This window comes from Paraburkholderia sp. RCC_158, from assembly GCF_041355255.1.
Taxonomy (GTDB): Bacteria; Pseudomonadota; Gammaproteobacteria; order Burkholderiales; family Burkholderiaceae; genus Paraburkholderia; species Paraburkholderia graminis.
Window position 1 is genome coordinate 195,499 of the sequence record NZ_JBFUPM010000010.1, and the last position, 24,864, is coordinate 220,362.

Consider the following 24,864-nt stretch of genomic DNA (forward strand, 5'->3'; position numbering starts at 1 on the left):
AAGCTATTCGAGCTGTCACGGCGACTCATAAAATGCATGGAGAAGACACAATGCAGGATCAGTACATCCTCGCGCTTGACCAGGGCACCACCAGTTCGCGTGCGATGCTGTTCGACCGCCTCGGCAATGTCGTGTCGACGGCGCAAAAGGAGTTCGAGCAGATATATCCGCGGCCGGGCTGGGTCGAGCACGATCCGCAGGAAATCTGGTCGACGCAGGCGGGCGTCGCCGCCGAAGCCGTCACGCGCGCCGGCATGAACGGCACGTCGATTGCCGCCATCGGCATCACGAATCAGCGCGAAACGACCATCGTGTGGGACCGCGAAACCGGGCATCCGATCTACAACGCGATCGTCTGGCAGGACCGCCGCACCGCCGACTTCTGCGACCAGCTCAAGGAGCAGGGACTCGAAGCCCGAGTGCGCGCGAAGACCGGCTTGCCGATCGACTCGTATTTCTCGGCGACCAAGATCCGCTGGATTCTCGACAACGTGGAAGGCGCGCGCGACAAGGCGAAGCAAGGCCGCCTCGCGTTCGGCACAGTGGATAGCTGGCTCGTGTGGAATTTCACCAAGGGCGGCCTGCACGTCACCGACGTGACGAATGCATCGCGCACCATGCTCTTCAATATCCACACGCTGAAATGGGACGACGAATTGCTCGACGCGCTCGACATTCCGCGCAGCATGTTGCCGGAAGTGCGTCCGTCGTCGGAAGTGTATGGGCCGACCAAGACCACGGTGTTCGCGTCGAAGATTCCGCTCGCGGGCATCGCCGGCGACCAGCATGCAGCGCTGTTCGGCCAGATGTGCACGGAGTCGGGCATGGTGAAAAACACCTACGGCACCGGCTGCTTTCTCGTGATGAACACCGGCGACAAGCCAATTGAATCGAAGAACAATCTCGTCACGACGATTGCGTGGCAGATCGGCGATCAGATCAACTACGCGCTCGAAGGCAGCATCTTCATCGGCGGCGCGGTCGTGCAATGGCTGCGCGACGGTCTCGGCATCATCAAGAACGCGGCTGAAATCGAAACGCTCGCGCGCGGCGTGCCGCATTGCGACGGCGTGTATCTGGTGCCCGCGTTCGCCGGCCTCGGCGCGCCGCACTGGAATGCGCGGGCTCGCGGCACGCTGTTCGGCGTGACGCGCGGCACGACGTCCGCGCATATCGCGCGCGCGGCGCTCGATTCGATTGCGTATCAATCGCTCGACGTGCTGAAGGCGATGGAGGCCGACTCCGGCATTCGCATCGGCGAATTGCGCGTGGACGGCGGCGCATGCGCGAACAATCTGCTGATGCAATTCCAGGCCGACATTCTCGGCGTCGACGCGGTGCGTCCCAAGGTGTCGGAAACCACGGCGCTCGGCGCCGCGTATCTCGCGGGGCTCGCCGTCGGCTACTGGAAAGATGTCGGCGAACTGCAAAGCCAGTGGAAGCTCGATCGACGCTTTACGCCCGCGCTCGGCAAAGAGGACGTGAAGGAATGCCTCGACGGCTGGCAGCGCGCAATTCGCGCCGCCAAAGCCTGGGCCGATACGCCGTCGAAATCCTGAGCTTGCGCGCGGCGCTATTCACGCATGAACGTTCTGCAGGGCTAACGCAAACCTGAGATAAAGCCGCAACGAAGCCGCCCGCCTCGCGGCTTCCCTAACAACAATATTTCGGATAACCAACGATGTCTCCTTACATTGCGGAATTCATCGGCACGGCACTGGTCGTGCTGCTCGGCGACGGCGCTGTCGCCAACGTGCTGCTTGCACGCACCAAGGGCAAAGGCGCGGACCTGATCGTGATCGTCATGGGCTGGGCGATGGCCGTGTTCATCGCGGTCTACGTGACGGCCTCGTACAGCGGCGCGCACCTGAATCCGGTCGTGACGATCAGCCTCGCGCTCGCGGGCAAGTTCGCGTGGGCCAAGGTGCCCGGTTATGTGGCCGCGCAAATGCTCGGCGGCATGGCGGGCGCACTGCTCGTGTGGGTCGCGTATCGGCAGCACTTCGCGAAGGAAGGCGACGCCGACGTCAAGCTCGGCGTGTTCTGCACCGCGCCCGCGATTCGCAGCGTGCCGCACAACCTGCTGACAGAGATGATCGCCACGTTCGTGCTGATTCTCGGCGTGCTGTATCTCGCTTCGCCGCAAGTCGGGCTCGGCGCGCTGGACGCGCTGCCGGTCGGGCTGCTCGTGCTCGGCATCGGCATTTCTCTCGGCGGACCGACTGGTTACGCGATGAGTCCCGCGCGCGATCTGTCGCCGCGTTTGATGCATGCGCTGCTGCCGATCCCCGGCAAGCGCGACAGCGACTGGCGCTACGCGTGGATTCCCGTGTGCGGTCCGCTCGTCGGCGGCGCGGTGGCGGCGGGTCTTTATCTGTATCTGCACGTGCGTTGAGCGCGGCGCGCTCGCGAATCGCGAGCAACGCAATGCGATGCGATGCGATGCGATGGAGCGAAAGCGCCGCCGAAGCACGTATCATGGCGCTTTCGCACCGCGCGCATGAGCCGGCTATTTCTGGCTATGGCGTCTGCGCGCGCCACCGCTTTCCGGTTCCTCCACGCATGATCGACCACCTTATCTGCGACTGCGACGGCGTACTCGTCGACAGTGAAGTCATCGCCGACCGCGTCATGTACGAGACGCTCTCGGCCACTTTTCCGGGCCTCGACTTCGAGCCTATCGTCAAGACGGCGTTTGGCCAGCAAACGTCGCGCTTTCTCGAAGGTATCGAGACCGCGTTCGGCATCACGCTGCCGGCCGATTTTCTGAACGCGATAGAACACAACGTCGAACTCGCGCTCGCTGCGTCACTTAGTCCGATCAACGGTGTGCGCGACGCGCTGCAGCGCGTGACGCTGCCCGCTGCCGTGGTGTCGAACAGCCGCATGTCGCGCGTCGCCGCATCGCTGCGGCGCGCCGGATTGCAGCAGATTTTCGGCGAGCGCGTGTTCAGCGCGGAACAGGTCGCGCGGCCGAAGCCGTTCCCCGACGTGTACCTGTTCGCCGCGCAGACGCTCGGCGTCGATCCATCGCGATGCATCGTCGTGGAAGACAGCGTGGCGGGCTTGAACGCGGCGCGCGCGGCGGGAATAAAGACGATCGCGTTTGTCGGCGCGAGCCATATTCCCGACGGCTACGCGGACGCGCTGCGCAAGATGGGCATCACGCGCATCATGCAGCACATGGACGAATTGCCGGCGTTGATCGACGCAGGTGTGCGCGGCGAGTTCGGCGACGTGCAGTCGTAGCGGTTCAGAGAACCGCTCACTTCACGCGCCACGCCGCTCACCGCCGTGAATTCACCTTGAATTCAAGCCGCTTCGACGCATTCGCGCGCCTGCGTCAGCGCCAGGCGAAACTCGGCCAGCTCCGCAATCGTCAGCATCGGCAGATTGTGTTTTGCGGCAAAGCGTTCGACGTCGGCACCGCGCGTCATCGTGCCGTCGGCGTTCATCAATTCGCAGAGCACGCCGGCGGGCTTGAGCCCGGCCAGAATCGCGAGGTCCACGGTGCCTTCGGTATGTCCGCGACGCGCCAGCACGCCGCCCGGCATCGCGCGCAACGGGAACACATGGCCGGGGCTCACGATGTCGGCAGGCTTCGCATTATCGGCAATCGCCGCGCGGATCGTCGTCAGCCGGTCGAGTGCGGACACACCGGTCGTCACGCCCTCGCGCGCCTCGATCGACACCGTGAACGCGGTGCCGTGACGGCTTTCGTTATTGACGGCCATCGGCGGAAGTTCGAGCGCGCGGACCTTGTCGTCGGTCAGACACAGGCACACGATGCCGCTGCATTCGCGAATCAGCAGCGCCATGGTTTCGACGGAAAGACGCTCGGCGGAGACGATCAGATCGGCCTCGTTCTCGCGGTCGTCGTCGTCTTGCAGCACGACGGCGCGGCCTTCGCGCATGGCTTGCAAGGCGGCGGCGATACGCGGCGGAACGGCTTCGGTGGAGAGCAGCGGGAGATCGGCGAATGCGTCGTGCGCAAGCGTCGAAGGAGCGGGAAAAGTAGCAAAGGACATGGTTGAAACGCTCATCGCAAAAGTTGGGCGAGAAACGTTTCAGGGCATTGCAAACAGACAAAGACGCGCCGTGCAGCGCCGCCTCACGATGCAGGCGGCGTTCGCGCACCACTCCGACATGCGAGCGGCGCCACGGAAACGAACATGACTATCTGCACATCTTCTTCCATCCGGACTGTGACCGTCGGCTCTGGCTTCTCACCAGATCTGCTGACCCCGCGGCGGCTTTCGGTCGATTGAAAACCGCGCTATTGCGGGCGCTCGCGGGCTCGCCGGCCTGCGCTTTCGCGCTGCCGGCATACCGCCGGTGGGGAATTTCGCCCCGCCCTGAAGACGCACTGATTGCCGGACGAACCGGCGGGCCAAGCATACAACAGTCGCGCGCGAACCGCAGCGCAACCCCTACTGCCCGGACGGGTTTCGCGCCCGGGCGGCGCCTATGCGGCGCATTCGATCAAACGGGCGCAGCCTCGCGCGACGTGTCGTGCTGCGCCGGCACGTCCCAGCGCGGCGGCGTCTCGGCCTTCAGCGTCACTCGAAACGCGCGCGCTTCGGTGTCGCCGGGATTGCGCAGACTATGCGGCTGATCGGCGTCGAACACGATCGCGTCGCCCGTTGCCAGCAACTGGCGCTGATCGTGCACGCTGACCTCGAGCGTGCCCTCGCTGACGACGAGATTGACCGTCGTGCCAGGCGCGCGGCGCACGCCCGCTTCCGTGTGCAACGGCGCGATGCGCAGCTCGTGAAATTCGGCGGCGGTCGGCTCGTTGTCGGGATAGAGCGGGCGAGCCGAATAGCGTCCGTTGGAACTGACGACGCGCGACGAACGCTCCGCCGGCAAGTGCTCGAAACCGTTCGTCGCGTGACGTCGCAGGAAGGCCGCGACCGACACCTTCAACGCGGCGGCCACCTTGCACAGCACCTTGATGGACGGCACGCTGCGCGCCGATTCGATTTGCGCGAGCATCGCGCGCGATACGCCGGACGCGCGGGCCAATGCGTCGAGCGACAACTGACGTTCCGCGCGCAAACGCGCGAGATTCACGCCGACGAGATGTTCGAGCGCGTCGAAAGGTTCAGCGGCACGCGGCGGCGCATCGGTATCGGCCGTGGGATCGCGGACCAGAGCAAGCGGGGAATGCATGATTGCCTCCAGAAGCGCCGCCGGGCGGCGGGCAAACAGTTAGTGGAAGCAAGATAGCATCGCGCCCCGCAGCGCCCAACGAAGTTATCTTCACACTGTTATCAGTATTGCGGAGGACGCTTTTCGCAAAGCTTGTGCGCATTTTTCATATGCGGAGCGCAGTGCGCGTTTGGTTGTGGTCGCGATTGCGATTGCGGCTGTGATGGCGTGCAACGGCCTCCGCGTGCACGCCTCGCCAGGACTCACGCCCGCTCGCGCACCTGCACGCCGCTTCGCGCTTCATCGGATGCCGGCGTGTCCATGCGCGATGCGAACCACGTCAGCAGCAACGCACTCAAGCTCACCGCCGCCGCGACCCACGGCAACGTATCGAGCGAATGGCCGTGATCGATCACGAGACCGCCGAGCCACGCGCCGCCCGCATTGCCGACATTGAACGCGCCGATGTTCAGCGTCGACGCGAGATTCGGCGCCTTGGCCGCCTTCTCGACCACGCGCATCTGCAACGGCGGCACGGTCGCGAACGCGGCGATGCCCCACACGAACACGGTGACCGCCGCGGCCACCTGCGAATGGCTGGTGCGGGCGAACAGCGCCATCACGACGGCAAGCGCCGCGAGAATGGCCATCAGCGAAGGCATCAGCGCGCGGTCCGCGAGCTTGCCGCCCACGGTGTTGCCGATCGTCAGTCCCACGCCGAACAGCACGAGAATCAGCGTGACGGCGCGCGGCGAGAAGCCGCTCACCTGCTCGAGAATCGGCGCGATGTACGTGAACACGACGAACACGCCGCCGAAGCCGAGCACGGTCATCGCGAGCGCGGTCCAGACTTGCGGGTCCTTCAGCACGCGCACTTCATGGCCGAGACCGGCCGGGGCGGAATCGTGGCGATTCGGCACGAGCGCCGTCACGCCCGCCAGCGACAGCACGCCGAACGCGCTGACAATCCAGAACGCGGCGCGCCAGCCGAACTCCTGGCCGACGAACGTGCCGAACGGCACGCCGAGCACGTTCGCGAGCGTGAGGCCGGTGAACATCAGCGCAATCGCGCTCGCGCGCTTTTCCGACGGCACGAGCGACGCCGCCACCACCGCGCCGATGCCGAAGAACGAGCCGTGCGCGAACGAGGTCACGACGCGCGCGATCATCAGCACCGAATAGCTCGACGCAATCGCGCACAGTGTATTGCCGACGATAAACACGCCCATCAGCAACTGCAGCGCGAGCTTGCGCGGCATTCTGCTGGTGACGACCGCGAGCAGCGGCGCGCCGACCGCGACGCCGAGCGCATAGCCGCTCACGAGCAGTCCCGCCGATGGAATCGACACGGCGAGATCGCGCGCGACTTCGGGCAGCAGGCCCATGATGACGAACTCGGTGGTCCCGATCGCGAAGGCGCTGATCGCGAGCGCGAGTAGTGGAATCGGCATTGTTGTTCTCCAGCTTGCAGGTTCGAAGTTTTACGGTTGGTTTTACGGTTGAGCGTGATGCAGCGCCGTCACGAATTCGACGACGACGCCCGGCGCGAGCGCCACGAAAATCTGCATGGCGGCTTTTTGCGGGGCCATCGGCGGGACTTGCGCCGTTCGATAGACGACGCCGGATGCGCGCAGGCGCGCGAGCAGCGCCTGCCATTCGGCGGCGCTTTCCAGACGGAAGGCGATATGGTCGATGCGTGGCGCCGCCCGTAGCGACGGGTCGGGCGCGGTCGCTTCGACCAGATGCACGACCGGCCGGCCGTCCGCGTAGAGCCAGTAGCCGTCGACGGAAAACGGCGGACGCGCGCCTTGCGTCAAGCCGGCAATATCGACGAAGAAACGGCGGGCCGCGTCGAGATCGGCCGTGACGATGGTCGCGTGATCCAGTTGCATGATTTCCGGCGGCGCTCAGCGCCGCATGAGTTTTCGAGAAACGAATTGTCGGCGCGCGGCGGCCATTTGATAATTGGCGTAGCATTTGAAGCATTTTCAAATGCCATTTGAAGCGAGCGATGGATAATCTCGGCGACATTCGCCTCTTTGTCGAGGCCGCGCAGCAAGGCAGTTTGTCCGCGGCGGGCCGCAAAATGGGGCTCACGCCCGCCGCCGCGAGCGCGCGCCTCGCCAAACTCGAAGCCGGCCTGAAGGCGCGGCTTTTCGAGCGCACGACCCGCCAGTTGCGGCTTACCGACGAAGGCCGTCTCTATCTGAACTGTTGCCGCCAGGCGCTGCAATCGCTGGACGACGCCAAGGCCGCGCTTCAGGCCGGGCAAGGCGTGGTGCGCGGCAAGGTGCGCGTGTCGGCGACTTCGGACTTCGGCCGCAATCTGCTGATGCACTGGCTCGACGAATTCAACGCGCTCTACCCTGAAGTGACGTTCGCGCTCACGCTGTCGGATTCGCTGTCGAATCTCGTGCAGGAGGACATCGACTTGGCGATCCGCTTCGGCGTGCCGCAAGACAGCTCGCTCGTCGCCCGCAAGCTCGCGCCGAACCGGCGTGTGCTGTGCGCGTCGCCGGAATACATCGCGCGCAAAGGCGAGCCCGAAGACCCGCACGATCTCGCCAATTTCGACTGCATCGTGCTCAACACCGGCTCGGGGCCGGCCAACGAATGGCGGTTCACGCGCGGTGACGAAGTGCAGAACTACACGGTGCCGCTCGAAACCGCGCGCGAGACCAACGACGGCGCCGTCGCCCGCGAATGGGCGCTGCGCGGCTACGGCATCGTGATCAAGTCGATGTGGGACGTGGAAGCGGATCTGCGCGCGGACGGCCTGAAAATCCTGCTGCCCGAATGGCGCTATCCGGACGCGCCGCTGCACGCGCTCTACCACCGCAACCGCTTCATGGCGCCGCGCGTGCGCGTGCTGCTGGATTTTCTGAGCGAGCGCTTCGCGCAGGTATCGGACGAACTGGAAGGCCTGCTCGGCTTGCCGCCCGCAGCGCTGGAGGCGCCGGAGACCGATATCAGCCGCGAGGCCCTATCCGGCGAAGGGCTATAATATTGCGTTACGCGGCAAGCGCGCGCGGGCTGCGGCTAAAGCCCAGCCGACGGCGACCAGAAGCCCCGTCCCACGGACATCGCGCACGTTTTCGCCTCTCCTCGACCCTTTATACAGCGCCCCCAGGTTAACCACTGCGACCGGCGAAATTCGATGACCAAGAAAGTTTATGTAAAGACCTTTGGCTGCCAGATGAACGAGTACGACTCCGACAAGATGGTCGACGTACTCGGCGCGGCTGAGGGCCTCGTCAAGACCGACACGCCCGAAGACGCCGACGTGATTCTGTTCAACACCTGCTCGGTGCGCGAAAAAGCCCAGGAAAAAGTGTTCTCCGACCTCGGCCGCGTACGCGAGCTGAAGGAAGCCAATCCCAACCTGATCATCGGCGTGGGCGGCTGCGTGGCGAGCCAGGAAGGCGCGTCCATCGTCGCGCGCGCGCCTTATGTCGATCTGGTGTTCGGCCCGCAAACGCTGCACCGTCTGCCGCAAATGATCGACAAGCGCCGGGAAAGCGGCCGCGCGCAGGTCGACATCTCGTTTCCCGAAATCGAAAAGTTCGACCATCTGCCGCCCGCGCGCGTGGAAGGCCCGAGCGCTTTCGTGTCGATCATGGAAGGTTGCAGCAAGTACTGCAGCTACTGCGTCGTGCCCTACACGCGCGGCGAAGAAGTCTCCCGTCCGCTTGACGACGTTCTGACGGAAATTGCCGGTCTCGCCGATCAGGGCGTGCGCGAAGTCACCTTGCTGGGTCAGAACGTGAACGCCTATCGCGGCGCGCTGACCGTCGGCTCGTCGGAAATCGCCGACTTTGCGACGCTGATCGAATACGTCGCCGATATTCCGGGCATCGAACGGATTCGCTATACCACGTCGCATCCGAAGGAATTCACGCAGCGTCTGATCGACACCTACGCGAAGGTGCCGAAGCTCGTGAGCCACCTGCATCTGCCGGTGCAACACGGTTCGGACCGCATCCTGATGGCGATGAAGCGCGGCTACACGGTGCTCGAATACAAGTCGGTGATCCGCAAGCTGCGGGCGATTCGCCCGGACCTGTCGCTGTCCACTGACATGATCGTCGGATTTCCCGGCGAGACCGAAGAAGATTTCGACAAGATGATGGCGCTCGTGCACGAGATGAAGTACGACACGAGCTTCTCGTTCATCTACAGTCCGCGTCCGGGCACGCCGGCTGCGAACCTGCACGACGACACGCCGCGCGAAGTGAAGCTGAAGCGCCTGCAACACCTGCAAGCCACGATCGAGGAAAACGTCCAGCGCATCAGCGATTCGATGGTCGGCAAGGTGGAGCGTATTCTGGTCGAGCGCCCGGCGCGCAAGGACCCGAACGAGCTCGCGGGCCGCACGGAGAACAACCGCGTGGTGAATTTCCCGGCGCCGCTGGCTTCGCATGCACGGCTGACCGGTCAGATGGTCGACGTGAAAATCGTCAAAGCGTACCCACATTCGCTGCGTGGCGAGCTTGTGCTGGTGCACGACAATGCAGAAAACGGCGCGAGTGCCACCACCCATTGACCGACCAATGACTGACCATTGACGCAAACGCGCGGCGCCACGCGAACGTAAAACCGCAAGCCGGCCGCCGCCGCCCGCGTACTGAAACCGACAGGATCGACTCATCGCCTTGAAAACCACTCAGCCGCATCTGGAATTCACCGCTCCGCGCGACGACAACGCGCGGCTCGCCAACCTCTGCGGACCGCTCGACGAAAACCTGCGGCAGATCGAGCAGGCGCTCGACGTGACGCTGCAACGCCGCGGACACCGCATCACGATCCGCGGGCGCGGCGCGAAACTCGCGCTCACCGCGCTCGAAAACTTCTACAACAACGCGCGCGATCCGCTGTCGGTCGACGACATCCAGCTCGCGCTCGTCGAAGTGCGCCACCCGGCGCGGCATCGCACGAACGGCAACGGCAATGGCGACGAAGCCGGCGAGCCTGGCTTTCCGGGCAACCCCGACCATCCGTTCGACCAGCCCGCCGATCTTCTCGAAGACGACGCCGAGGAACTCGGTCCGAAGCTCTACACCCGGCGCGCCGATCTGCGCGGCCGCACGCCGGCGCAGCGCGACTATCTGAAGCAGATCGTCTCGCACGACGTCACCTTCGGCATCGGCCCGGCGGGCACCGGCAAGACGTATCTGGCGGTGGCCTGCGCCGTGGACGCGCTCGAGCGCGATCAGGTCAAGCGCATCGTGCTGACGCGGCCGGCCGTCGAAGCCGGCGAGCGGCTCGGCTTTCTGCCGGGCGATCTCGCGCAGAAGGTCGATCCGTACCTGCGTCCGCTGTACGACGCGCTGTACGATCTGCTCGGCTTCGACAAGACCGCGAAGATGTTCGAGCGGCAGATGATCGAGATCGCGCCGCTCGCGTACATGCGCGGCCGCACGCTGAATCACGCGTTCATCATTCTCGACGAGGCGCAGAACACCACGCCCGAGCAGATGAAGATGTTCCTCACGCGGATCGGCTTCGGCTCGAAGGCCGTGGTGACCGGCGACACGACGCAGGTCGACTTGCCGCGCGGCCACAAGAGCGGGCTCATCGAGGCGCAGCAGGTGCTGTCGGACGTGCGCGGCATTGCGCTCACGCGCTTTACCAGCGCGGACGTGGTGCGCCATCCGCTCGTCGCGCGAATCGTCGAGGCCTACGACGCGCATTCGCAGAAGACCGCCAGCCCCTCGGATTCGCGTTGATGCGGCCCGACGCACAGCGCAGCGCGCAACACCTCGCCTGATAAGACATCGAACAAGCATGAGCCGCGCCCCGAAACTGACGCTGAATCTGCAATTCCCGGCCGCGAAGGCGTGGCCCGAACACAAGGCCGTGCTGCCGCGCGCGACGGTGGCCGGCTGGGTCAAGGCCGCGCTTTTCGCCGACGGCGAGCTGACCGTGCGTTTCGTCGACGCCGAGGAAGGCCGCACGCTGAATCGCACCTATCGCGGCAAGGACTATTCGACCAACGTGCTGACGTTTGCATACGCGGAGTCGGAGGACGATCCCGTCACTGGCGATCTGATCCTCTGCTGTCCGGTTGTCGAAAAGGAAGCCGCCGAGCAGGGCAAGCCGCTCGTCGCCCATTACGCGCATCTGCTCGTGCACGGTACGCTGCATGCGCAAGGCTACGACCACGAAGTCGAAGAAGAAGCCGAGGAAATGGAAGCGCTCGAAACCGAGATTCTCGGCAAGCTCGGCTTTCCCGACCCCTACCGTTGACCCTTGACTGTTAGCCGCTAACCTTTAACCACTGCACGCTGCCCGAACCGAACCGTGAGTTCCTTTCCTTCCGACTCCGACACTGACGCCCGACCGCCCTGCCCGGACTATCCGCCGGCGCTCGGCGAGTCGCGGCTGCTGACCGACGAAGAACTGCGTGAGTCGCTGGAATGCACGCTGCGCGGCTGGGACCGGCTAAGCGACTTGTGGCTCTTCGGCTATGGCTCGCTGATCTGGAACCCTGGACTGCCCACTGTCGAAGCCACGCGCTCGAAGGTGCACGGCTATCACCGCGGGCTGTATCTGTGGTCGCGCGTGAATCGCGGCACGCCGGAGCAGCCGGGGCTTGTGCTCGCGCTCGATCGCGGCGGCTCGTGTACGGGCATCGCGTTTCGTCTCGCGGCAGAAGGCGCGATGCCGCATCTCGAGGCGCTGTGGCGCCGCGAAATGCCGATGGGTTCCTACCGGCCCGCGTGGCTGCCCTGTGTGCTCGCCGACGGCCGGCGCGTCGACGCACTTGCGTTCGTGATGCGCCGCGACGTGCCGACGTACACCGGCAAGCTCGGCGACGAGGTCGTCAAAACGGTGCTCGGCTGCGCGCGCGGCCGCTACGGCACGACGCTCGAGTACGTGAGCCGCACGGTTCACGCGCTGCGCGAAAGCGGCATGCCCGATCGCGCGCTGGAAGCGCTGCTCGCGCGCTGCCAGGCTGCGAGTGATGGGACGGAGGCGAACGGCGAGGCAAGCGGTGACTCAAGCGGCGACTCAAGCGGCGACTCAAGCGGCGGCGAGCTTCGCACACAGCCGCAGACGAAGCTGTGAGCGCGTACGCCGAAGCGCCACATGCGGACGCAACGCGCAGACCGCAACTGGCGAATAGCCGCGCCATCGAACCTGCGATGCACTCTTTTCGCTGCAATCACGAGCAGACGAGCACGCGCGAAATCGCATGAAAGAAAGCGCCCTTCGCTCGGCCGTTCGTTTCGCGAATGTTCCGCGATTGTTCCGTGAAGCGCCCGGGTTTTTTCTCCAGGACGCTTTTCACCGCGTAATCAGTTAGGATTGACCCACGGCCCGCCGCTTGCGTCGGACCCTGTCAGCCCGGTTTCATTCATCGCCCGGCCGGGTGGGACACGGTCCTGCCATGTGCCTGGTGTATCCTTAATGCTCTGCAACAGCGCGCCCAGTCTTGCCGGGCGCACTACCATGAACGACACGTATCCCAGTCGACGCCAAACCGACAAACCGCACGAAAAGCGCTCGCTGCTCGAGCGTCTGACCGACTTCATCTCGCCCGAGCCCGACTCGCGCGCCGAACTTCTGGAGATCCTGCAGGACGCGCACGAGCGCAACCTGATCGACGCCGACTCGCTGTCGATGATCGAAGGCGTATTCCAGGTCTCCGAACTGAGCGCACGCGACATCATGGTGCCGCGCGCGCAGATGGACGCGATCAACATCGCGGACAACCCCGCCGAATTCATCCCCTACGTGCTGGAAAAAGCGCACTCGCGCTATCCGGTGTACGAAGGCAATCGCGATAACGTGATCGGCGTGCTGCTCGCAAAAGACCTGCTGCGCTACTACGCCGAAGAAGAGTTCGACGTGCGCGGCATGCTGCGGCCCGCGGTATTCATCCCCGAATCGAAGCGGTTGAATGTGCTGCTGCACGACTTTCGCGTGAATCGCAATCACCTCGCGGTGGTCGTCGACGAATACGGCGGCGTGGCCGGCCTGATTACGATTGAAGACGTGCTGGAGCAGATCGTCGGCGACATCGAGGACGAATACGATTTCGACGAGGAAAGCGGCAACATCATCGCGTCGCCGGACGGACGCTTTCGCGTGCGCGCGCTGACCGAGATCGAGCAGTTCAACGAGGCCTTCGGCACGCATTATTCAGACGAAGAAGTCGATACGATCGGCGGGCTCGTCACGCATTATTTCGGGCGCGTGCCGCACCGGGGCGAGAAGGTTCGCATCGACGATCTGATCTTCGAGATTCTGCGCGGCGACGCACGCCAGATTCACATGCTGCTCGTGCGGCGCGACCCGCTTGCCGGTCAGCGCGAGCGCGAAGCGCAGCACGTGCAGACCTGAGCGGTCCTTCCCGCCTGCCGACCTTCGGCCTTCGCCCGAGCCTTTCCAACTTGTCACTCCTCTCGCCGACCGCGCAACAATGGCCGACCCGATCACTTCCTCCTCGCGCCGCGGCGTGAACACGACCGCCGCGCGACCGACGGGCGTGCGTGCGCTGCCTCGCTGGCATTACCTCGTCGCGCTCGCGGCCGGCGCGGCCAACACGTTGTCGTTCGCGCCCACGCCGCACGGCGGCTGGCTCGAACTCGCAATCTTCGTGTTCCTCTTCGGCTGGCTGACGCGCACGACCGGCTGGAAAAGCGCCGCGTTGACGGGCGGCGCGTTCGGCTTCGGCAACTTCGTGAGCGGCGTGTGGTGGCTCTACGTCAGCATGCATGATTTCGGCGGCATGCCCGCGCCGCTCGCGGGCGCTGCGCTCGTGCTGTTTTCGCTCTACCTCGCGCTGTATCCCGCTCTTGCCGCGGGCGTCTGGTCGTTTTGCGCGGGTCACGCGCGCAACGGCAAGTCCGCGGTCGACATGCCGTTTTCGCCGACGTGGCATGGCGCGCTCGCCTTCGCGAGTGCATGGGCTATCGGCGAATGGCTGCGCGGCACCGTGTTCACCGGCTTTCCGTGGCTCGCGAGCGGCTATGCGCAAGTCGACGGCCCGTTCGCCGGATTCGCGCCGCTCGCGGGCGTGTACGGCGTCGGCTGGATGCTCGCACTCGTGGCCGCGCTGATCGTGCAGGCGTTGCTCGCGTTGCTGCGCCGTTCGCGGGCGTCTCGCGAAACGTCGGCAAGCAGCGGCGACACGCGCGGCAGCGCAAACGCAGCGAGTGTCGCGGTGCCGGCCGGCATCGCAGTCGCGTTGATCGCGGCCGGCCTGCTGCTGCCGCTCGCGAAGTGGACGGTGCCGGCCAACGCGCCGCTGACCGTGCGTCTGCTGCAAGGCGACGTCAAGCAGGACATGAAGTTCGAGGAAGCGGGCGTGCGCGCCGCCATCGACCAGTATCAGCAGATGATCACCTCGAAGCCGGCCGATCTGATCGTCACGCCGGAAACCGCCATTCCGGTGCTCGCGCAGCAACTGCCGGTGCCGTTCGCGTCGGCGGTGCGCAGCTTCGCCGATTCGACGGGCAGCGCGATCCTGTTCGGCGCGGTCGGCGGCTCGGTCACGCCCGAGGGCCGCGTGGTCGACTACACGAACAGCCTGTTCGGCGTCACGCCCGGCACGCGCGATATTTACCGCTACGACAAGCATCACCTCGTGCCGTTCGGCGAATTCGTGCCGTGGGGCTTTCGCTGGTTCGTCAATCTGATGAACATTCCGCTCGGCGATTTCGCGCGCGGCGGCCCCGTGCAGAAGCCGTTCGTCGTGCATAACCAGCCGGTCGCGGTCGACATCTGCTACGAGGACATTTTCGGCGAAGAGATTGCGCGGACGATCCGCGAGAGCGATACGCCGCCGGGCGTGCTGATCAACTCGACGAATCTCGCGTGGTTCGGCGACACGATCGCGCTCGAGCAGCATCTGCAGATTGCGCGCATGCGTTCGCTGGAAACCGGCCGGCCGATGCTGCGCGCGACCAACACCGGCACGACGGCCGCCATCGACGCCAACGGCAAGGTGCTTGGCAAGCTCGCGCCCTACACGATCGGCTCGCTCGACGTCACCGTGCAAGGCACAGCCGGGCGCACGCCGTATGTGACGAGCGGCAATAACACGGTGCTCGCGGTTTCGTTACTGCTGCTGGCATTCGGCTTCGCGTTCGGGCCGGGCATCAGGCGCCGCAAAAACGGTGACACGGCAAATGGCGGGCAGTAAGCGATAAAAGAGCCATAAAAAGCACAGCAATAAAAAACGCGCGCTGCGGCATAACCGCCAGCGCGCGTTTTTTCATCCGCTCAAACCAGGCTTACTGATTCGACGCAATGCGCTGCTGAATATGCTGCGCACGCGCCGGCGATGCCGGATGCGAACTCAGCATGCTCGATTTTCCGCCGTCCATTTGCGCGAGTTTGTTGAACGCCGTGACGAGACCCGACGGATCGAGATTCTTCTTTTTCTGCAAATCGAAAGAATAATCGTCGGCGGCGCTTTCCTGCGTTTGCGAGAATTGCGCGTTAATCAGCTTCTCCGAAAACTCGCCCAATTGCGAGCCGGATAGCGCGCCCGCAACGCCACCCGCCGACGACGCCACCGACCGCACCGCCGACGTCGCATACGCGACCTGCATCGCCTTCTTCGTGTGGCCAAGCGCCACGTGGCCCATTTCATGGCCGACCACGCCGCGCACTTCGTTGTCGTTCATCATGTCCATCAGGCCGCTGTAGACGCGCACGCAGCCGTTCGCCATCGCCCACGCGTTGACGTCCTTCGTCACATACACCTTGTAATTCACCGGCGTGCCGTTGATGTTGTCGCCCAGTTGCGCGGCGATCTTGTTCAGACGCTTCTGGTATTTGCTGTTGGCGGGCGCAATTGTGTTTTCGCTGTCGAGTTGCGCGCACGATTTGTCGGTGAGCGCGCGCACGTCTGCGTCCGACAGCGTAGCGGCCTGCGTGGCCAGTTGGCCGGACTGAATCAGCGACGACGGGTCCAGGTTGCTGACGCTGGAACACGCGGCAAACAGCGAGCAGACGGAAGCGGCAATAACAAGGCGATACGGTTTCATTATGAAAGTCTCTTTGTGGTGTTATTCGTTCGACGGCGCGATGGATTCGCCGCCATTTGCAACGGCGCATATCGGCACGAAAAGACCGGATATGTTGACTGCATGACCATTGCCCACGCGACAGACGAAAAAAAGCGCCTGAGGGCAGGCGCTTTTTTACCACAACTGAAAGCTTTAATTCATGACTTTGAAAGTACGATTAACGCAATTTTGCAAACTTGCCTTAACCGTTAGCAACTTCGCTTTTATTTTGCAGGTCAGTTGGCCGGCGCAGTATCGATAAACGATTGGCGCAGCGAAAGCTTCTGAAAATGCTTGTCGAGATTCGGATGCGCATCGCGCCAGTTCAGCTCCGGCATGCGGAAATCCAGATAGCCCAACGCGCAGCCCACCGCAATATCGGCGAGCGTGTAGTGATTGCCCGCGCACCACGGCTTGGCCGCGAGCCCTTGCGACATGGCGACGAGCGCTTCGTCGATCTTGCGCTGCTGGCGCGCCACCCAGGCGTCGACGCGCTGCTCCGGCGTGCGCTGCGTGCTTTCGAGGCGAATCAGCACGGCGGCATCGAGGAGACCGTCGGCGAGCGCTTCCCAGCAGCGCACCTCGATGCGCTCGCGTCCCGATTGCGGGATCAGCTTGCCGACCGGCGACAGCGTGTCCACGTACTCGCAGATCACGCGCGAGTCGAACACCGCTTCGCCGTCTTCCATCACAAGGCACGGCACCTTGCCGAGCGGATTGAAGGTATGAATGCGGGTGTCCGGCGCCCAGACGTTCTCGGGCACCAGCTCGTAGTCGATCTTCTTGTCGGCCAGCACGATGCGCGCTTTGCGCACGAACGGGCTGGCGAGCGAACCGATGAGTTTCATCATTGCCATCTGCCTTTTTCTGAATCCGGCGAAAGTATAAGTGCTGAGCGGCATGCGCGAGCGCCCCGCGCGCGCTTCGCGAGCCGCACGCTCAGTCGCTGTGGATGGATTGCAACATTGCCGCGCCGCGCGCGCGCCGTCTAGCTGGCTGAATGGCCAAGGGGCGGTTTGGCCCCGACCAATCCCGCGCGCCCGCGCAACGCGCCGCCCCAACGCGCCGGCGCAAATTCGTCCGCGCATTGGGCGCTACAATCGCACGATGAACCAGCCGACCGAACCCACCATCGCCATCGACGTCTACCGCACGCGCCGCGAGCGCGTACTCGCCGCGCTGCGTGCAGCGGGCGGCGGCGTCGCCATCGTGCCGACCGCGCCCGAAGCGCTGCGCAACCGGGACGCCGACTACCCCTACCGGCACGACAGCTACTTCTACTACCTGACCGGCTTCACCGAACCCGAGGCGCTGCTCGTGCTCGACGCAAGCGCCGCTCCCGGCGAGCCCGCGTCGATCCTGTTCTGCCGCGAGAAAAACGTCGAGCGCGAGATCTGGGAAGGTTTCCGTTTCGGGCCCGAGGGCGCACGCGTCGCGTTCGGATTCGACGCCGCGTTTCCCTTCGACGAAATCGACGCACACCTGCCGCGGCTCCTCGCGGATAAACCGTCGCTGCACTACGCGCTCGGCACGTCGGACGAACTCGACGGCCAGGTGCGCGGCTGGCTGGAAGCCGTGCGGACGCAGGGCCGCAGCGGCGTCGCCGCGCCCACGGCCGCGCGCGATCTGCTGCCGCTACTCGACGAGATGCGGCTCATCAAGGACGACCACGAGCTCGCCATCATGCGCCGCGCCGGACAAATTTCCGCGCAGGCGCACCGCCGGGCGATGGCCGCGTGCCGTCCCGGCGTGCGCGAGTACGAACTCGAAGCGGAGCTGCTCTACACGTTCCGCAAGTTCGGCGCGCAGGCGCCCGCTTACACGTCGATCGTCGCCGCGGGCGCGAATGCGTGCGTGCTGCACTACCCGGCCGGCAACGCGATTGCGCAGGACGGCGACCTGATTCTGATCGACGCGGCCTGCGAACTCGACGGCTACGCGTCCGACATCACGCGCACTTTCCCGGCGAGCGGCCGCTTCACGCCGGCGCAGCGCGAGCTGTACGACATCGTGCTGGCCGCGCAGCAGGCCGCCGTCGACGCGACCCGCGCCGGCGCGACCTTCGACGACCCGCATCAGGCGGCCGTGCGCGTGCTGTCGCAAGGCTTGCTGGACACGGGCATCGTCGACCGCGCGAAGTTCGCTTCCGTCGACGACGTGATCGCCGAGCGCGCCTATGCGCCCTTCTATATGCACCGCACCGGCCACTGGCTCGGCATGGACGTGCACGATGTCGGCGACTACCGCGAGCGCGGCGCGCCGCGCGACGAGGCAGGCGTGCTGCCGTGGCGCACACTGCAGGCGTCGATGACGCTGACTATCGAGCCCGGCCTGTACATCCGGCCGGCCGAAGGCGTGCCCGAGCGTTACTGGAACATCGGCATCCGCATCGAGGACGACGCGATCGTCACGCCAACGGGCTGCGAACTGATTACCCGCGACGTGCCGGTGGCCGCCGACGAAATCGAGGCGCTGATGCAGGACGCCCGCGCGGCTCAGCAGACAAGGACGTAACCGGCCATGAACGATGCTTCTCCGTCCACGGTCATCCTGAAGCCCGCGGCGCTCAATCAGCATTTCGATTTCGACGTGACGATTGTCGGCGCCGGACCGGTCGGACTCGCGCTTGCCGGTTGGCTCGCGCGCCGCAGCGCGACGCGCGAGCTGAAGATCGCGCTGATCGACGCGCGCGAGCCCGAAGATTCGATCGCGGACCCGCGCGCGATCGCCGTCTCGCACGGCAGCCGCATGATCCTCGAACCGCTGCGCTGGCCCGCCGACGCAACCGCGATCCAGCGCATCCATGTCTCGCAGCGCGGACACTTCGGCCGCACGCTGATCGACCACGGCGAGCACGGGCTGCCGGCGCTCGGCTACGTGCTGCGCTACGGCTCGATCGTGCACGGCCTGGCCGAAGCGGTGCATGCAACGCGAGTCCACTGGTTCCGTTCGACGTCCGCCGCGACGCCGGTTCAGGAACAGGACGGCGTCACGCTGCCAATCGAAACCGCGGGCGTCACGCGCCGGCTGCGCACGCGCATTCTGGTGAGCGCGGAAGGCGGTTTGTTCGGTGATCAGCGGGGTGCGCAGAAGGCTGGAAAGCGCGAGGGAGACAGCGCCGCAAAGGGCACAGACAAAGGCGCGGACAAGCCCGGCACACGCGACTACGGGCAAACGGCGCTGGTCGGCACGGTGAGCGTATCGACGCCGCAACCGCACGTCGCGTGGGAACGCTTCACGCCGGAAGGCCCGATTGCCTTGCTGCCGATGGGCGGCGTGCGCGGCGCCGACTACGCGCTCGTCTGGTGCTGCGCGCCCGACGAAGCCGCGCGCCGCGCGCAGCTTCCCGACGACGAATTCCTGCGCGAACTCGGCGCCGCATTCGGCGGACGCATGGGACGCTTCACGCACATCAAGGGGCGTGCGTCGTTCCCGCTCGGGCTGAACGCCGTCGATACGCAGGTGAGCGGCCGCGTCGTCGCCATCGGCAATGCCGCGCAGACGCTGCATCCGGTTGCGGGCCAAGGCCTCAATCTGGGCTTGCGCGACGCGCACGCGCTCGCCGACGCGTTCTCCGCGGAAGGCCCGACGACGCTTGCGCTCGCCACCTTCGCGCAGCGCCGCGCGCTCGACCGGCGCTTGACGATCGGCGCCACCGACACGCTCGCGCGCCTTTTCACCGTCGACTTCGCGCCGCTCGCGCTCATGCGCGGGCTTGCGCTGACCGCGCTCGAATTCGTGCCGCCGGTGAAGACCGCGCTCGCGCGTCAAATGATGTTCGGACAGCGCCGCTGACGAGCGCGGGCCACTTAACCAGGAACCCTCGCAAGAACCCTCGCGCGAGCGGCGCCGACTCTATGACGCCGGCCACTTTCATAGAAGATTTAATGGGTTACGACGCCCGCAATTGAAGTGCGGGCTATCTGTTAACGCTAAAATGGCGGTTTTCCCTCGCATTTCGCGAATGCTCCGATTGACGAAATCGAACAATCGGCGGCGCGCGCGTCCACGTCATGCCCACCATCGGCTCGCACAATCTGCGTAACAACCTGTTCGTCGCGCCCATGGCCGGCGTCACCGATCGTCCGTTCCGCCAGCTTTGCAAACGGCTCGGCGCGGGCTATGCGGTGTCGGAAATGGTCGCGTCGAACGCGCAACTGTGGAAGAGCGAGAAAACCATGCGCCGCGCGAACCACGCGGGCGAAGTCGAGCCGATTGCCGTGCAGATCGCCGGCGCCGATCCCGACATGATGGCCGAAGCCGCCCGCTACAACGTCGCGAACGGCGCGCAGATCATCGACATCAACATGGGCTGTCCGGCCAAGAAAGTCTGCAACGTCGCGGCCGGTTCTGCGCTGCTGCAAAACGAGCCGCTCGTGCAGCGCATCGTCGAGGCGGTGGTCGCGGCAGTGGGCGTCGGTCCCGACGCGGTGCCGGTCACGCTGAAAATCCGCACCGGCTGGAATCGCGAGAACAAAAATGCGCTGAACGTCGCGCGTCTCGCCGAGGCCGCCGGCATCTCCATGCTGACCGTGCACGGCCGCACGCGCGCCGACCTGTATCACGGCGACGCCGAGTACGAGACCATCGCCGCGGTCAAGGCGGCGGTGCGCATTCCGGTCGTGGCCAACGGCGACATTTCGTCGCCGGAAAAAGCGCGCCATGTGCTCGCCGTGACGGGCGCCGACGCGATCATGATCGGCCGCGCGGCGCAGGGGCGTCCGTGGCTGTTCCGCGAGATCGAGCATTTCCTGCAAACGGGCGAGTTGCTGCCGCCGCCGCGCATCGACGAAATCCAGCAGGTCATGAACGAGCACCTGGAAGATCACTACGGTTTCTACGGCGAATTTACGGGCGTTCGCACTGCGCGCAAGCACATCGGCTGGTACACTCGCGGCCTTTCCGGCGCCAACCTGTTCCGGCATCGCATGAATACGCTGGACAGCACGCGCGAACAACTCCTCGCCGTCAACGAATTTTTCGACGCGCAGAAGGCGATCTCCGACCGCCTCGTCTACGTCGACGAATCACCCGGCGATGCCGGGCTCGACAACCAGGGCGAGAACCACACCGACCGACTAGCTGCATGAGCAAGAACAATATCGAACAATCTGTCCGCGACAGCCTGGGCATTTACTTCCAGGATCTCGACGGCTCGAATCCGCACGACGTCTATGACATGGTGATTTCGTGCGTTGAAAAACCCCTGCTCGAAGTGGTGCTCGAGCAGGCCGGCGGCAATCAGTCGCTGGCCGCCGAGTATCTCGGCATCAACCGCAATACGCTGCGCAAGAAGCTGCAACAGCATGGTCTGTTGTAGCGGGTTCTAGTTTTCTCGCGCCCTGCCACGTTTCCCTTCGGCTTTTCGTCTTCATCATGATCAAGCAAGCGCTCATCTCCGTTTCCGACAAGTCCGGCATTGTCGACTTCGCCAAGTCGCTGTCGGACCTCGGCGTCAAGATCCTGTCGACCGGCGGCACCGCGAAACTGCTCGCGGACGCGGGTCTGTCCGTCACCGAAGTCGCCGACTACACGGGCTTCCCGGAAATGCTGGACGGGCGCGTGAAAACGCTGCATCCGAAGGTGCACGGCGGCATTCTCGCGCGCCGCGATCTGCCGGAACACATGGCGGCGCTCGAGAAGCACGACATTCCGACCATCGACCTGCTGGTCGTGAACCTGTACCCGTTCGTGCAGACGGTGTCGAAGGAAGAGTGCTCGCTGGAAGACGCGATCGAGAACATCGACATCGGCGGACCGACCATGCTGCGCTCGGCCGCGAAGAATCATCGCGACGTGACCGTGGTGGTCGATCCCGCTGATTACGCGGTCGTGCTCGACGAAATGCGCGCGAACAGCAACGCGGTCTCGTACAAGACGAACTTCCGTCTCGCGACCAAGGTGTTCGCGCACACCGCGCAATACGACGGCGCGATCACCAACTATCTGACGAGCCTCACCGACGAACTGCAGCACTCGTCGCGCAACGCTTATCCGGCTACGTTCAACCTCGCCTTCGACAAGGTGCAGGACTTGCGCTACGGCGAAAACCCGCATCAGAGCGCCGCGTTCTATCGCGATCTGTCGGTGCCGGCCGGCGCGCTGGCGAACTACAACCAGTTGCAGGGTAAGGAACTGTCGTACAACAACATCGCGGATTCGGACGCGGCGTGGGAATGCGTGAAGACCTTCGACGTGCCGGCCTGCGTGATCGTCAAGCATGCGAATCCGTGCGGCGTGGCGGTGGGCGCGGACGCGAACGAAGCGTATTCGAAGGCGTTCCAGACCGATCCGACTTCGGCGTTCGGCGGCATCATCGCGTTCAATCGCGAAGTGGACGAAACCGCCGCGCAAGCGGTGGCCAAGCAGTTTGTCGAAGTGCTGATCGCGCCGTCGTTCAGCGCCGAAGCGCGCCAGGTTTTCGCAGCGAAGCAGAACGTGCGTCTGCTGGAAATCGCGCTGGGCGAAGGCCATAACGCGTTCGATCTGAAGCGCGTGGGCGGCGGCCTGCTGGTTCAATCGCTCGATTCGAAAAACGTGCAGCCGCGCGAATTGCGCGTGGTGACGAAGCGTCATCCCACGCCGAAGGAGATGGACGATCTGCTGTTCGCCTGGCGCGTCGCGAAGTACGTGAAGTCGAACGCGATCGTGTTCTGCGGCAACGGCATGACGCTCGGCGTCGGCGCGGGTCAGATGAGCCGCGTGGATTCGGCGCGCATCGCCAGCATCAAGGCGCAGAACGCGGGCTTGGCGCTGACCGGTTCGGCGGTGGCGTCGGATGCGTTCTTCCCGTTCCGCGACGGCCTCGACGTGGTCGTGGCAGCGGGCGCGACGTGCGTGATCCAGCCGGGCGGCTCGATGCGCGACGACGAAGTGGTCAGCGCCGCGGACGAGCACAACATTGCGATGGTGCTGACCGGCGTGCGTCACTTCCGGCATTGATATTGGCTTGATCGGCGGCGTGTTGTTTTGCCGTGTCCGCGGTAAGAGACGATAGAACGGCCCGGTGGAATTTTCCGCCGGGCCGTTTTGTTTTGCCGCTTGCTGCGGCGGTCGGCGGTCGGCGATCAGTGGCCGACGTTCGTCACGCGTCGTCAGTCGTCAGTCCGGTGGGTCCTTGCGCTCGTAGCCGTCCCTGACTTCCGGATGCTGACTGATGTAGGTGCCGAGACCCTCGCCCTGTTTCGCGAGCCGCTTGAGCGCCGCGACGTGTTTGACGCCGACGCTTTTTTTCGAGTACCAATACGTCGTGCCCGAGTTAAAGCGGGCAGCGACAAAGTTATCGCCGATTTCGTAGGCCACGACGCCGGATGTCCCGCTTCTGTTTCCATAGCGCTGCATATCCGATCACCTCCTTCCGACAGACGCAGCAGTTTTTATTCCGCCCGCGCCGCCTTTTGCGGGCCGCCGTGCGGCGCGTCTGTTGTAGTATCGCAGGCACCTGGCTTTAACCGCATGTGCGGCACTTCATGAGAATTCTTGGCATCGACCCCGGCTTGCGCGTGACGGGCTTCGGCGTGATCGACCAAAGCGGACACACGCTCAGCTACGTCGCGAGCGGCGTTATCAAGACCGCCGACGCCGATCTGCCGTCGCGCCTCGGCACTATTTTCGAAGGCATTTCGACGCTGATTCGCCAGCACTCGCCGGATCAATCGGCGATCGAAAAAGTGTTCGTCAACGTCAATCCGCAGTCCACCTTGCTGCTCGGTCAGGCGCGCGGCGCGGCCATTTGCGGCCTCGTCGCGGGCGGCGTGCCGGTTGCCGAATACACCGCGCTGCAGTTGAAGCAGGCGGTGGTCGGCTACGGCCGCGCGACCAAGGAGCAGATGCAGCAGATGGTCGTGCGCCTGCTCAATCTTTCCGGCGTGCCGGGCACCGACGCCGCCGACGCGCTCGGCATGGCGATCTGTCACGCGCACGGCGGCACGACGTTGAGCACGCTCGGCGGCATCGCGCCATCGCTTGCAAAGAAGGGGCTGCGGGTCAGACGCGGGCGTCTGGTGGGATAGGTGCGCGGCACGCGCTGCGCTACACTCGCCCTTTCTCACAAGTTCGAACTCGCCATGATCGGTCGCATTGCCGGCGTTCTGCTGGAAAAAAACCCGCCGCATCTGCTCGTCGATTGCAACGGCGTCGGTTATGAAGTGGACGTGCCGATGAGCACGTTCTACAACCTGCCGTCCACTGGCGAGCGCGTCGTGCTGCTCACGCAAATGATCGTGCGCGAAGATGCGCACCTGTTGTACGGCTTCGGCACCGCCGAGGAACGTTCGACCTTCCGCGAGCTGCTGAAGATCTCCGGCATCGGCGCGCGCATGGCGCTCGCCGTGCTCTCCGGCATGAGCGTGCACGAGCTCTCGCAGACGGTCACGCTGCAGGACGCCGCGCGCCTCACGCGCGTGCCGGGCATCGGCAAGAAGACGGCCGAGCGCTTGCTGCTCGAGTTGAAGGGCAAGCTCGGCGCCGACCTGGGCGCGATGGCCGGCACGGTGTCCGCATCCGATCACGCGTCGGACATTCTCAATGCGCTGCTCGCGTTGGGCTACTCGGAGAAGGAAGCCCTCGCCGCAGTCAAAAACGTGCCGGCCGGCACGGGCGTGTCCGAAGGCATCAAGCTCGCGTTGAAGGCCTTGTCGAAGGCCTGAGGCTTTTTCACAGTGCGCGGGCCGCACGACCGATGCAGCAAGCG

General features: G+C 64.8%; 24 protein-coding genes and 1 riboswitch. Of the genes, 17 read left to right on the forward strand and 7 right to left on the reverse strand.

What is annotated here, in order from left to right:
- The first annotated feature begins 50 nt into the window (after positions 1–50).
- The 3 genes from glpK (at position 51) to AB6809_RS20855 (ending at position 3,249) form a co-directional block, all read left to right on the forward strand.
- Positions 51–1,559, forward strand: coding sequence for a glycerol kinase GlpK (glpK, locus tag AB6809_RS20845; protein WP_029968201.1), 1,509 nt, complete (start codon positions 51–53; stop codon positions 1,557–1,559).
- 122 nt (positions 1,560–1,681) lie between these two features.
- Complete coding sequence (locus tag AB6809_RS20850) at positions 1,682–2,395, forward strand: MIP/aquaporin family protein (RefSeq protein ID WP_307258203.1); 714 nt, start codon at positions 1,682–1,684, stop codon at positions 2,393–2,395.
- A 167-nt stretch (positions 2,396–2,562) separates the two neighbouring features.
- The gene (locus tag AB6809_RS20855) at positions 2,563–3,249 is read left to right on the forward strand and encodes an HAD family phosphatase (RefSeq protein ID WP_307258205.1); all 687 of its coding nucleotides are present in this window, start codon (positions 2,563–2,565) and stop codon (positions 3,247–3,249) included.
- Positions 3,250–3,311: 62 nt separating this feature from the next.
- On the opposite strand, the gene ribB is transcribed toward AB6809_RS20855, so the two are convergent.
- From ribB to AB6809_RS20875, 4 genes are all read right to left on the reverse strand, one after another.
- The gene (ribB, locus tag AB6809_RS20860) at positions 3,312–4,028 is read right to left on the reverse strand and encodes a 3,4-dihydroxy-2-butanone-4-phosphate synthase (protein WP_029968204.1); all 717 of its coding nucleotides are present in this window, start codon (positions 4,026–4,028) and stop codon (positions 3,312–3,314) included.
- A 154-nt stretch (positions 4,029–4,182) separates the two neighbouring features.
- Positions 4,183–4,367, reverse strand: a riboswitch (FMN riboswitch).
- Between the two features lie 115 nt (positions 4,368–4,482).
- Complete coding sequence (locus tag AB6809_RS20865; RefSeq protein ID WP_029968205.1) at positions 4,483–5,172, reverse strand: helix-turn-helix domain-containing protein; 690 nt, start codon at positions 5,170–5,172, stop codon at positions 4,483–4,485.
- Between the two features lie 242 nt (positions 5,173–5,414).
- Positions 5,415–6,602: an MFS transporter gene (locus tag AB6809_RS20870; protein ID WP_029968207.1), complete on the reverse strand. Its 1,188-nt coding sequence runs from the start codon at positions 6,600–6,602 to the stop codon at positions 5,415–5,417.
- Between the two features lie 42 nt (positions 6,603–6,644).
- Complete coding sequence (locus AB6809_RS20875) at positions 6,645–7,043, reverse strand: VOC family protein (protein WP_029968209.1); 399 nt, start codon at positions 7,041–7,043, stop codon at positions 6,645–6,647.
- A 119-nt stretch (positions 7,044–7,162) separates the two neighbouring features.
- On the opposite strand from AB6809_RS20875, the gene AB6809_RS20880 reads away from it, so the two are divergent.
- The 7 genes from AB6809_RS20880 (at position 7,163) to lnt (ending at position 15,301) form a co-directional block, all read left to right on the forward strand.
- Entirely contained in the window at positions 7,163–8,155 is a 993-nt protein-coding gene (locus AB6809_RS20880) for a LysR family transcriptional regulator (protein ID WP_029968211.1), read from the forward strand.
- 153 nt (positions 8,156–8,308) lie between these two features.
- Entirely contained in the window at positions 8,309–9,694 is a 1,386-nt protein-coding gene (gene miaB, locus AB6809_RS20885; protein ID WP_029968214.1) for a tRNA (N6-isopentenyl adenosine(37)-C2)-methylthiotransferase MiaB, read from the forward strand.
- A 109-nt stretch (positions 9,695–9,803) separates the two neighbouring features.
- The gene (locus AB6809_RS20890; RefSeq protein ID WP_029968217.1) at positions 9,804–10,877 is read left to right on the forward strand and encodes a PhoH family protein; all 1,074 of its coding nucleotides are present in this window, start codon (positions 9,804–9,806) and stop codon (positions 10,875–10,877) included.
- A 58-nt stretch (positions 10,878–10,935) separates the two neighbouring features.
- Positions 10,936–11,397 (forward strand): rRNA maturation RNase YbeY, encoded by a 462-nt coding sequence (gene ybeY, locus AB6809_RS20895; RefSeq protein WP_029968219.1) that lies wholly within the window; start codon positions 10,936–10,938, stop codon positions 11,395–11,397.
- 54 nt (positions 11,398–11,451) lie between these two features.
- On the forward strand, positions 11,452–12,219 hold the full coding sequence (locus AB6809_RS20900; RefSeq protein WP_029968221.1) for a gamma-glutamylcyclotransferase: 768 nt from the start codon (positions 11,452–11,454) through the stop codon (positions 12,217–12,219).
- 384 nt (positions 12,220–12,603) lie between these two features.
- Positions 12,604–13,497 (forward strand): HlyC/CorC family transporter, encoded by an 894-nt coding sequence (locus tag AB6809_RS20905; protein WP_006049922.1) that lies wholly within the window; start codon positions 12,604–12,606, stop codon positions 13,495–13,497.
- 79 nt (positions 13,498–13,576) lie between these two features.
- On the forward strand, positions 13,577–15,301 hold the full coding sequence (lnt, locus tag AB6809_RS20910) for an apolipoprotein N-acyltransferase (protein ID WP_029968222.1): 1,725 nt from the start codon (positions 13,577–13,579) through the stop codon (positions 15,299–15,301).
- A gap of 91 nt (positions 15,302–15,392) precedes the next feature.
- Here the strand turns inward: lnt and AB6809_RS20915 are convergent, their stop codons facing one another.
- Both AB6809_RS20915 and AB6809_RS20920 read right to left on the reverse strand, forming a co-directional pair.
- Entirely contained in the window at positions 15,393–16,151 is a 759-nt protein-coding gene (locus AB6809_RS20915; RefSeq protein WP_006049920.1) for a M48 family metallopeptidase, read from the reverse strand.
- 257 nt (positions 16,152–16,408) lie between these two features.
- On the reverse strand, positions 16,409–17,023 hold the full coding sequence (locus AB6809_RS20920; protein WP_006049919.1) for a glutathione S-transferase C-terminal domain-containing protein: 615 nt from the start codon (positions 17,021–17,023) through the stop codon (positions 16,409–16,411).
- Between the two features lie 256 nt (positions 17,024–17,279).
- On the opposite strand from AB6809_RS20920, the gene AB6809_RS20925 reads away from it, so the two are divergent.
- The 5 genes from AB6809_RS20925 (at position 17,280) to purH (ending at position 23,114) form a co-directional block, all read left to right on the forward strand.
- Positions 17,280–18,686, forward strand: a complete 1,407-nt coding sequence (locus tag AB6809_RS20925) for an aminopeptidase P N-terminal domain-containing protein (protein ID WP_029968228.1) — start codon at positions 17,280–17,282, stop codon at positions 18,684–18,686.
- 6 nt (positions 18,687–18,692) lie between these two features.
- Positions 18,693–19,967, forward strand: a complete 1,275-nt coding sequence (locus AB6809_RS20930) for a UbiH/UbiF/VisC/COQ6 family ubiquinone biosynthesis hydroxylase (protein ID WP_029968230.1) — start codon at positions 18,693–18,695, stop codon at positions 19,965–19,967.
- Between the two features lie 218 nt (positions 19,968–20,185).
- Complete coding sequence (gene dusB / locus AB6809_RS20935) at positions 20,186–21,262, forward strand: tRNA dihydrouridine synthase DusB (RefSeq protein WP_029968232.1); 1,077 nt, start codon at positions 20,186–20,188, stop codon at positions 21,260–21,262.
- Positions 21,259–21,492 carry a Fis family transcriptional regulator gene (locus AB6809_RS20940; RefSeq protein ID WP_006049915.1) on the forward strand — a complete coding sequence of 78 codons (234 nt, stop codon included), beginning with the start codon at positions 21,259–21,261 and terminating at the stop codon, positions 21,490–21,492. The genes dusB and AB6809_RS20940 overlap by 4 nt, the downstream gene beginning before the upstream one ends.
- A gap of 56 nt (positions 21,493–21,548) precedes the next feature.
- The gene (gene purH, locus AB6809_RS20945) at positions 21,549–23,114 is read left to right on the forward strand and encodes a bifunctional phosphoribosylaminoimidazolecarboxamide formyltransferase/IMP cyclohydrolase (RefSeq protein WP_006049914.1); all 1,566 of its coding nucleotides are present in this window, start codon (positions 21,549–21,551) and stop codon (positions 23,112–23,114) included.
- Positions 23,115–23,273: 159 nt separating this feature from the next.
- Here purH and AB6809_RS20950 read toward each other — a convergent pair whose 3' ends face one another.
- Positions 23,274–23,513 (reverse strand): hypothetical protein, encoded by a 240-nt coding sequence (locus AB6809_RS20950; protein ID WP_006049913.1) that lies wholly within the window; start codon positions 23,511–23,513, stop codon positions 23,274–23,276.
- Positions 23,514–23,641: 128 nt separating this feature from the next.
- On the opposite strand from AB6809_RS20950, the gene ruvC reads away from it, so the two are divergent.
- Positions 23,642–24,184, forward strand: a complete 543-nt coding sequence (gene ruvC / locus AB6809_RS20955; protein ID WP_007180437.1) for a crossover junction endodeoxyribonuclease RuvC — start codon at positions 23,642–23,644, stop codon at positions 24,182–24,184.
- Positions 24,185–24,238: 54 nt separating this feature from the next.
- Positions 24,239–24,820, forward strand: coding sequence for a Holliday junction branch migration protein RuvA (gene ruvA, locus AB6809_RS20960; protein ID WP_029968236.1), 582 nt, complete (start codon positions 24,239–24,241; stop codon positions 24,818–24,820).
- Positions 24,821–24,864: the final 44 nt, after the last annotated feature.

What these genes read in the sequence shown, in the direction of transcription:
- AB6809_RS20920 (WP_006049919.1), bottom strand. Translation starts at nt 17,023, where the DNA reads ATGATGAAACTCATCGGTTCGCTCGCCAGCCCGTTCGTGCGCAAAGCG.
- AB6809_RS20865 (WP_029968205.1), bottom strand. Translation starts at nt 5,172, where the DNA reads ATGCATTCCCCGCTTGCTCTGGTCCGCGATCCCACGGCCGATACCGAT.
- AB6809_RS20915 (WP_006049920.1), bottom strand. Translation starts at nt 16,151, where the DNA reads ATGAAACCGTATCGCCTTGTTATTGCCGCTTCCGTCTGCTCGCTGTTT.
- AB6809_RS20950 (WP_006049913.1), bottom strand. Translation starts at nt 23,513, where the DNA reads ATGCAGCGCTATGGAAACAGAAGCGGGACATCCGGCGTCGTGGCCTAC.
- ybeY (WP_029968219.1), top strand. Translation starts at nt 10,936, where the DNA reads ATGAGCCGCGCCCCGAAACTGACGCTGAATCTGCAATTCCCGGCCGCG.
- AB6809_RS20940 (WP_006049915.1), top strand. Translation starts at nt 21,259, where the DNA reads ATGAGCAAGAACAATATCGAACAATCTGTCCGCGACAGCCTGGGCATT.
- glpK (WP_029968201.1), top strand. Translation starts at nt 51, where the DNA reads ATGCAGGATCAGTACATCCTCGCGCTTGACCAGGGCACCACCAGTTCG.
- ribB (WP_029968204.1), bottom strand. Translation starts at nt 4,028, where the DNA reads ATGTCCTTTGCTACTTTTCCCGCTCCTTCGACGCTTGCGCACGACGCA.
- AB6809_RS20930 (WP_029968230.1), top strand. Translation starts at nt 18,693, where the DNA reads ATGAACGATGCTTCTCCGTCCACGGTCATCCTGAAGCCCGCGGCGCTC.
- miaB (WP_029968214.1), top strand. Translation starts at nt 8,309, where the DNA reads ATGACCAAGAAAGTTTATGTAAAGACCTTTGGCTGCCAGATGAACGAG.
- AB6809_RS20850 (WP_307258203.1), top strand. Translation starts at nt 1,682, where the DNA reads ATGTCTCCTTACATTGCGGAATTCATCGGCACGGCACTGGTCGTGCTG.
- purH (WP_006049914.1), top strand. Translation starts at nt 21,549, where the DNA reads ATGATCAAGCAAGCGCTCATCTCCGTTTCCGACAAGTCCGGCATTGTC.
- AB6809_RS20925 (WP_029968228.1), top strand. Translation starts at nt 17,280, where the DNA reads ATGAACCAGCCGACCGAACCCACCATCGCCATCGACGTCTACCGCACG.
- lnt (WP_029968222.1), top strand. Translation starts at nt 13,577, where the DNA reads ATGGCCGACCCGATCACTTCCTCCTCGCGCCGCGGCGTGAACACGACC.
- AB6809_RS20880 (WP_029968211.1), top strand. Translation starts at nt 7,163, where the DNA reads ATGGATAATCTCGGCGACATTCGCCTCTTTGTCGAGGCCGCGCAGCAA.
- dusB (WP_029968232.1), top strand. Translation starts at nt 20,186, where the DNA reads ATGCCCACCATCGGCTCGCACAATCTGCGTAACAACCTGTTCGTCGCG.
- AB6809_RS20905 (WP_006049922.1), top strand. Translation starts at nt 12,604, where the DNA reads ATGAACGACACGTATCCCAGTCGACGCCAAACCGACAAACCGCACGAA.
- AB6809_RS20870 (WP_029968207.1), bottom strand. Translation starts at nt 6,602, where the DNA reads ATGCCGATTCCACTACTCGCGCTCGCGATCAGCGCCTTCGCGATCGGG.
- AB6809_RS20855 (WP_307258205.1), top strand. Translation starts at nt 2,563, where the DNA reads ATGATCGACCACCTTATCTGCGACTGCGACGGCGTACTCGTCGACAGT.
- ruvC (WP_007180437.1), top strand. Translation starts at nt 23,642, where the DNA reads ATGAGAATTCTTGGCATCGACCCCGGCTTGCGCGTGACGGGCTTCGGC.
- ruvA (WP_029968236.1), top strand. Translation starts at nt 24,239, where the DNA reads ATGATCGGTCGCATTGCCGGCGTTCTGCTGGAAAAAAACCCGCCGCAT.
- AB6809_RS20875 (WP_029968209.1), bottom strand. Translation starts at nt 7,043, where the DNA reads ATGCAACTGGATCACGCGACCATCGTCACGGCCGATCTCGACGCGGCC.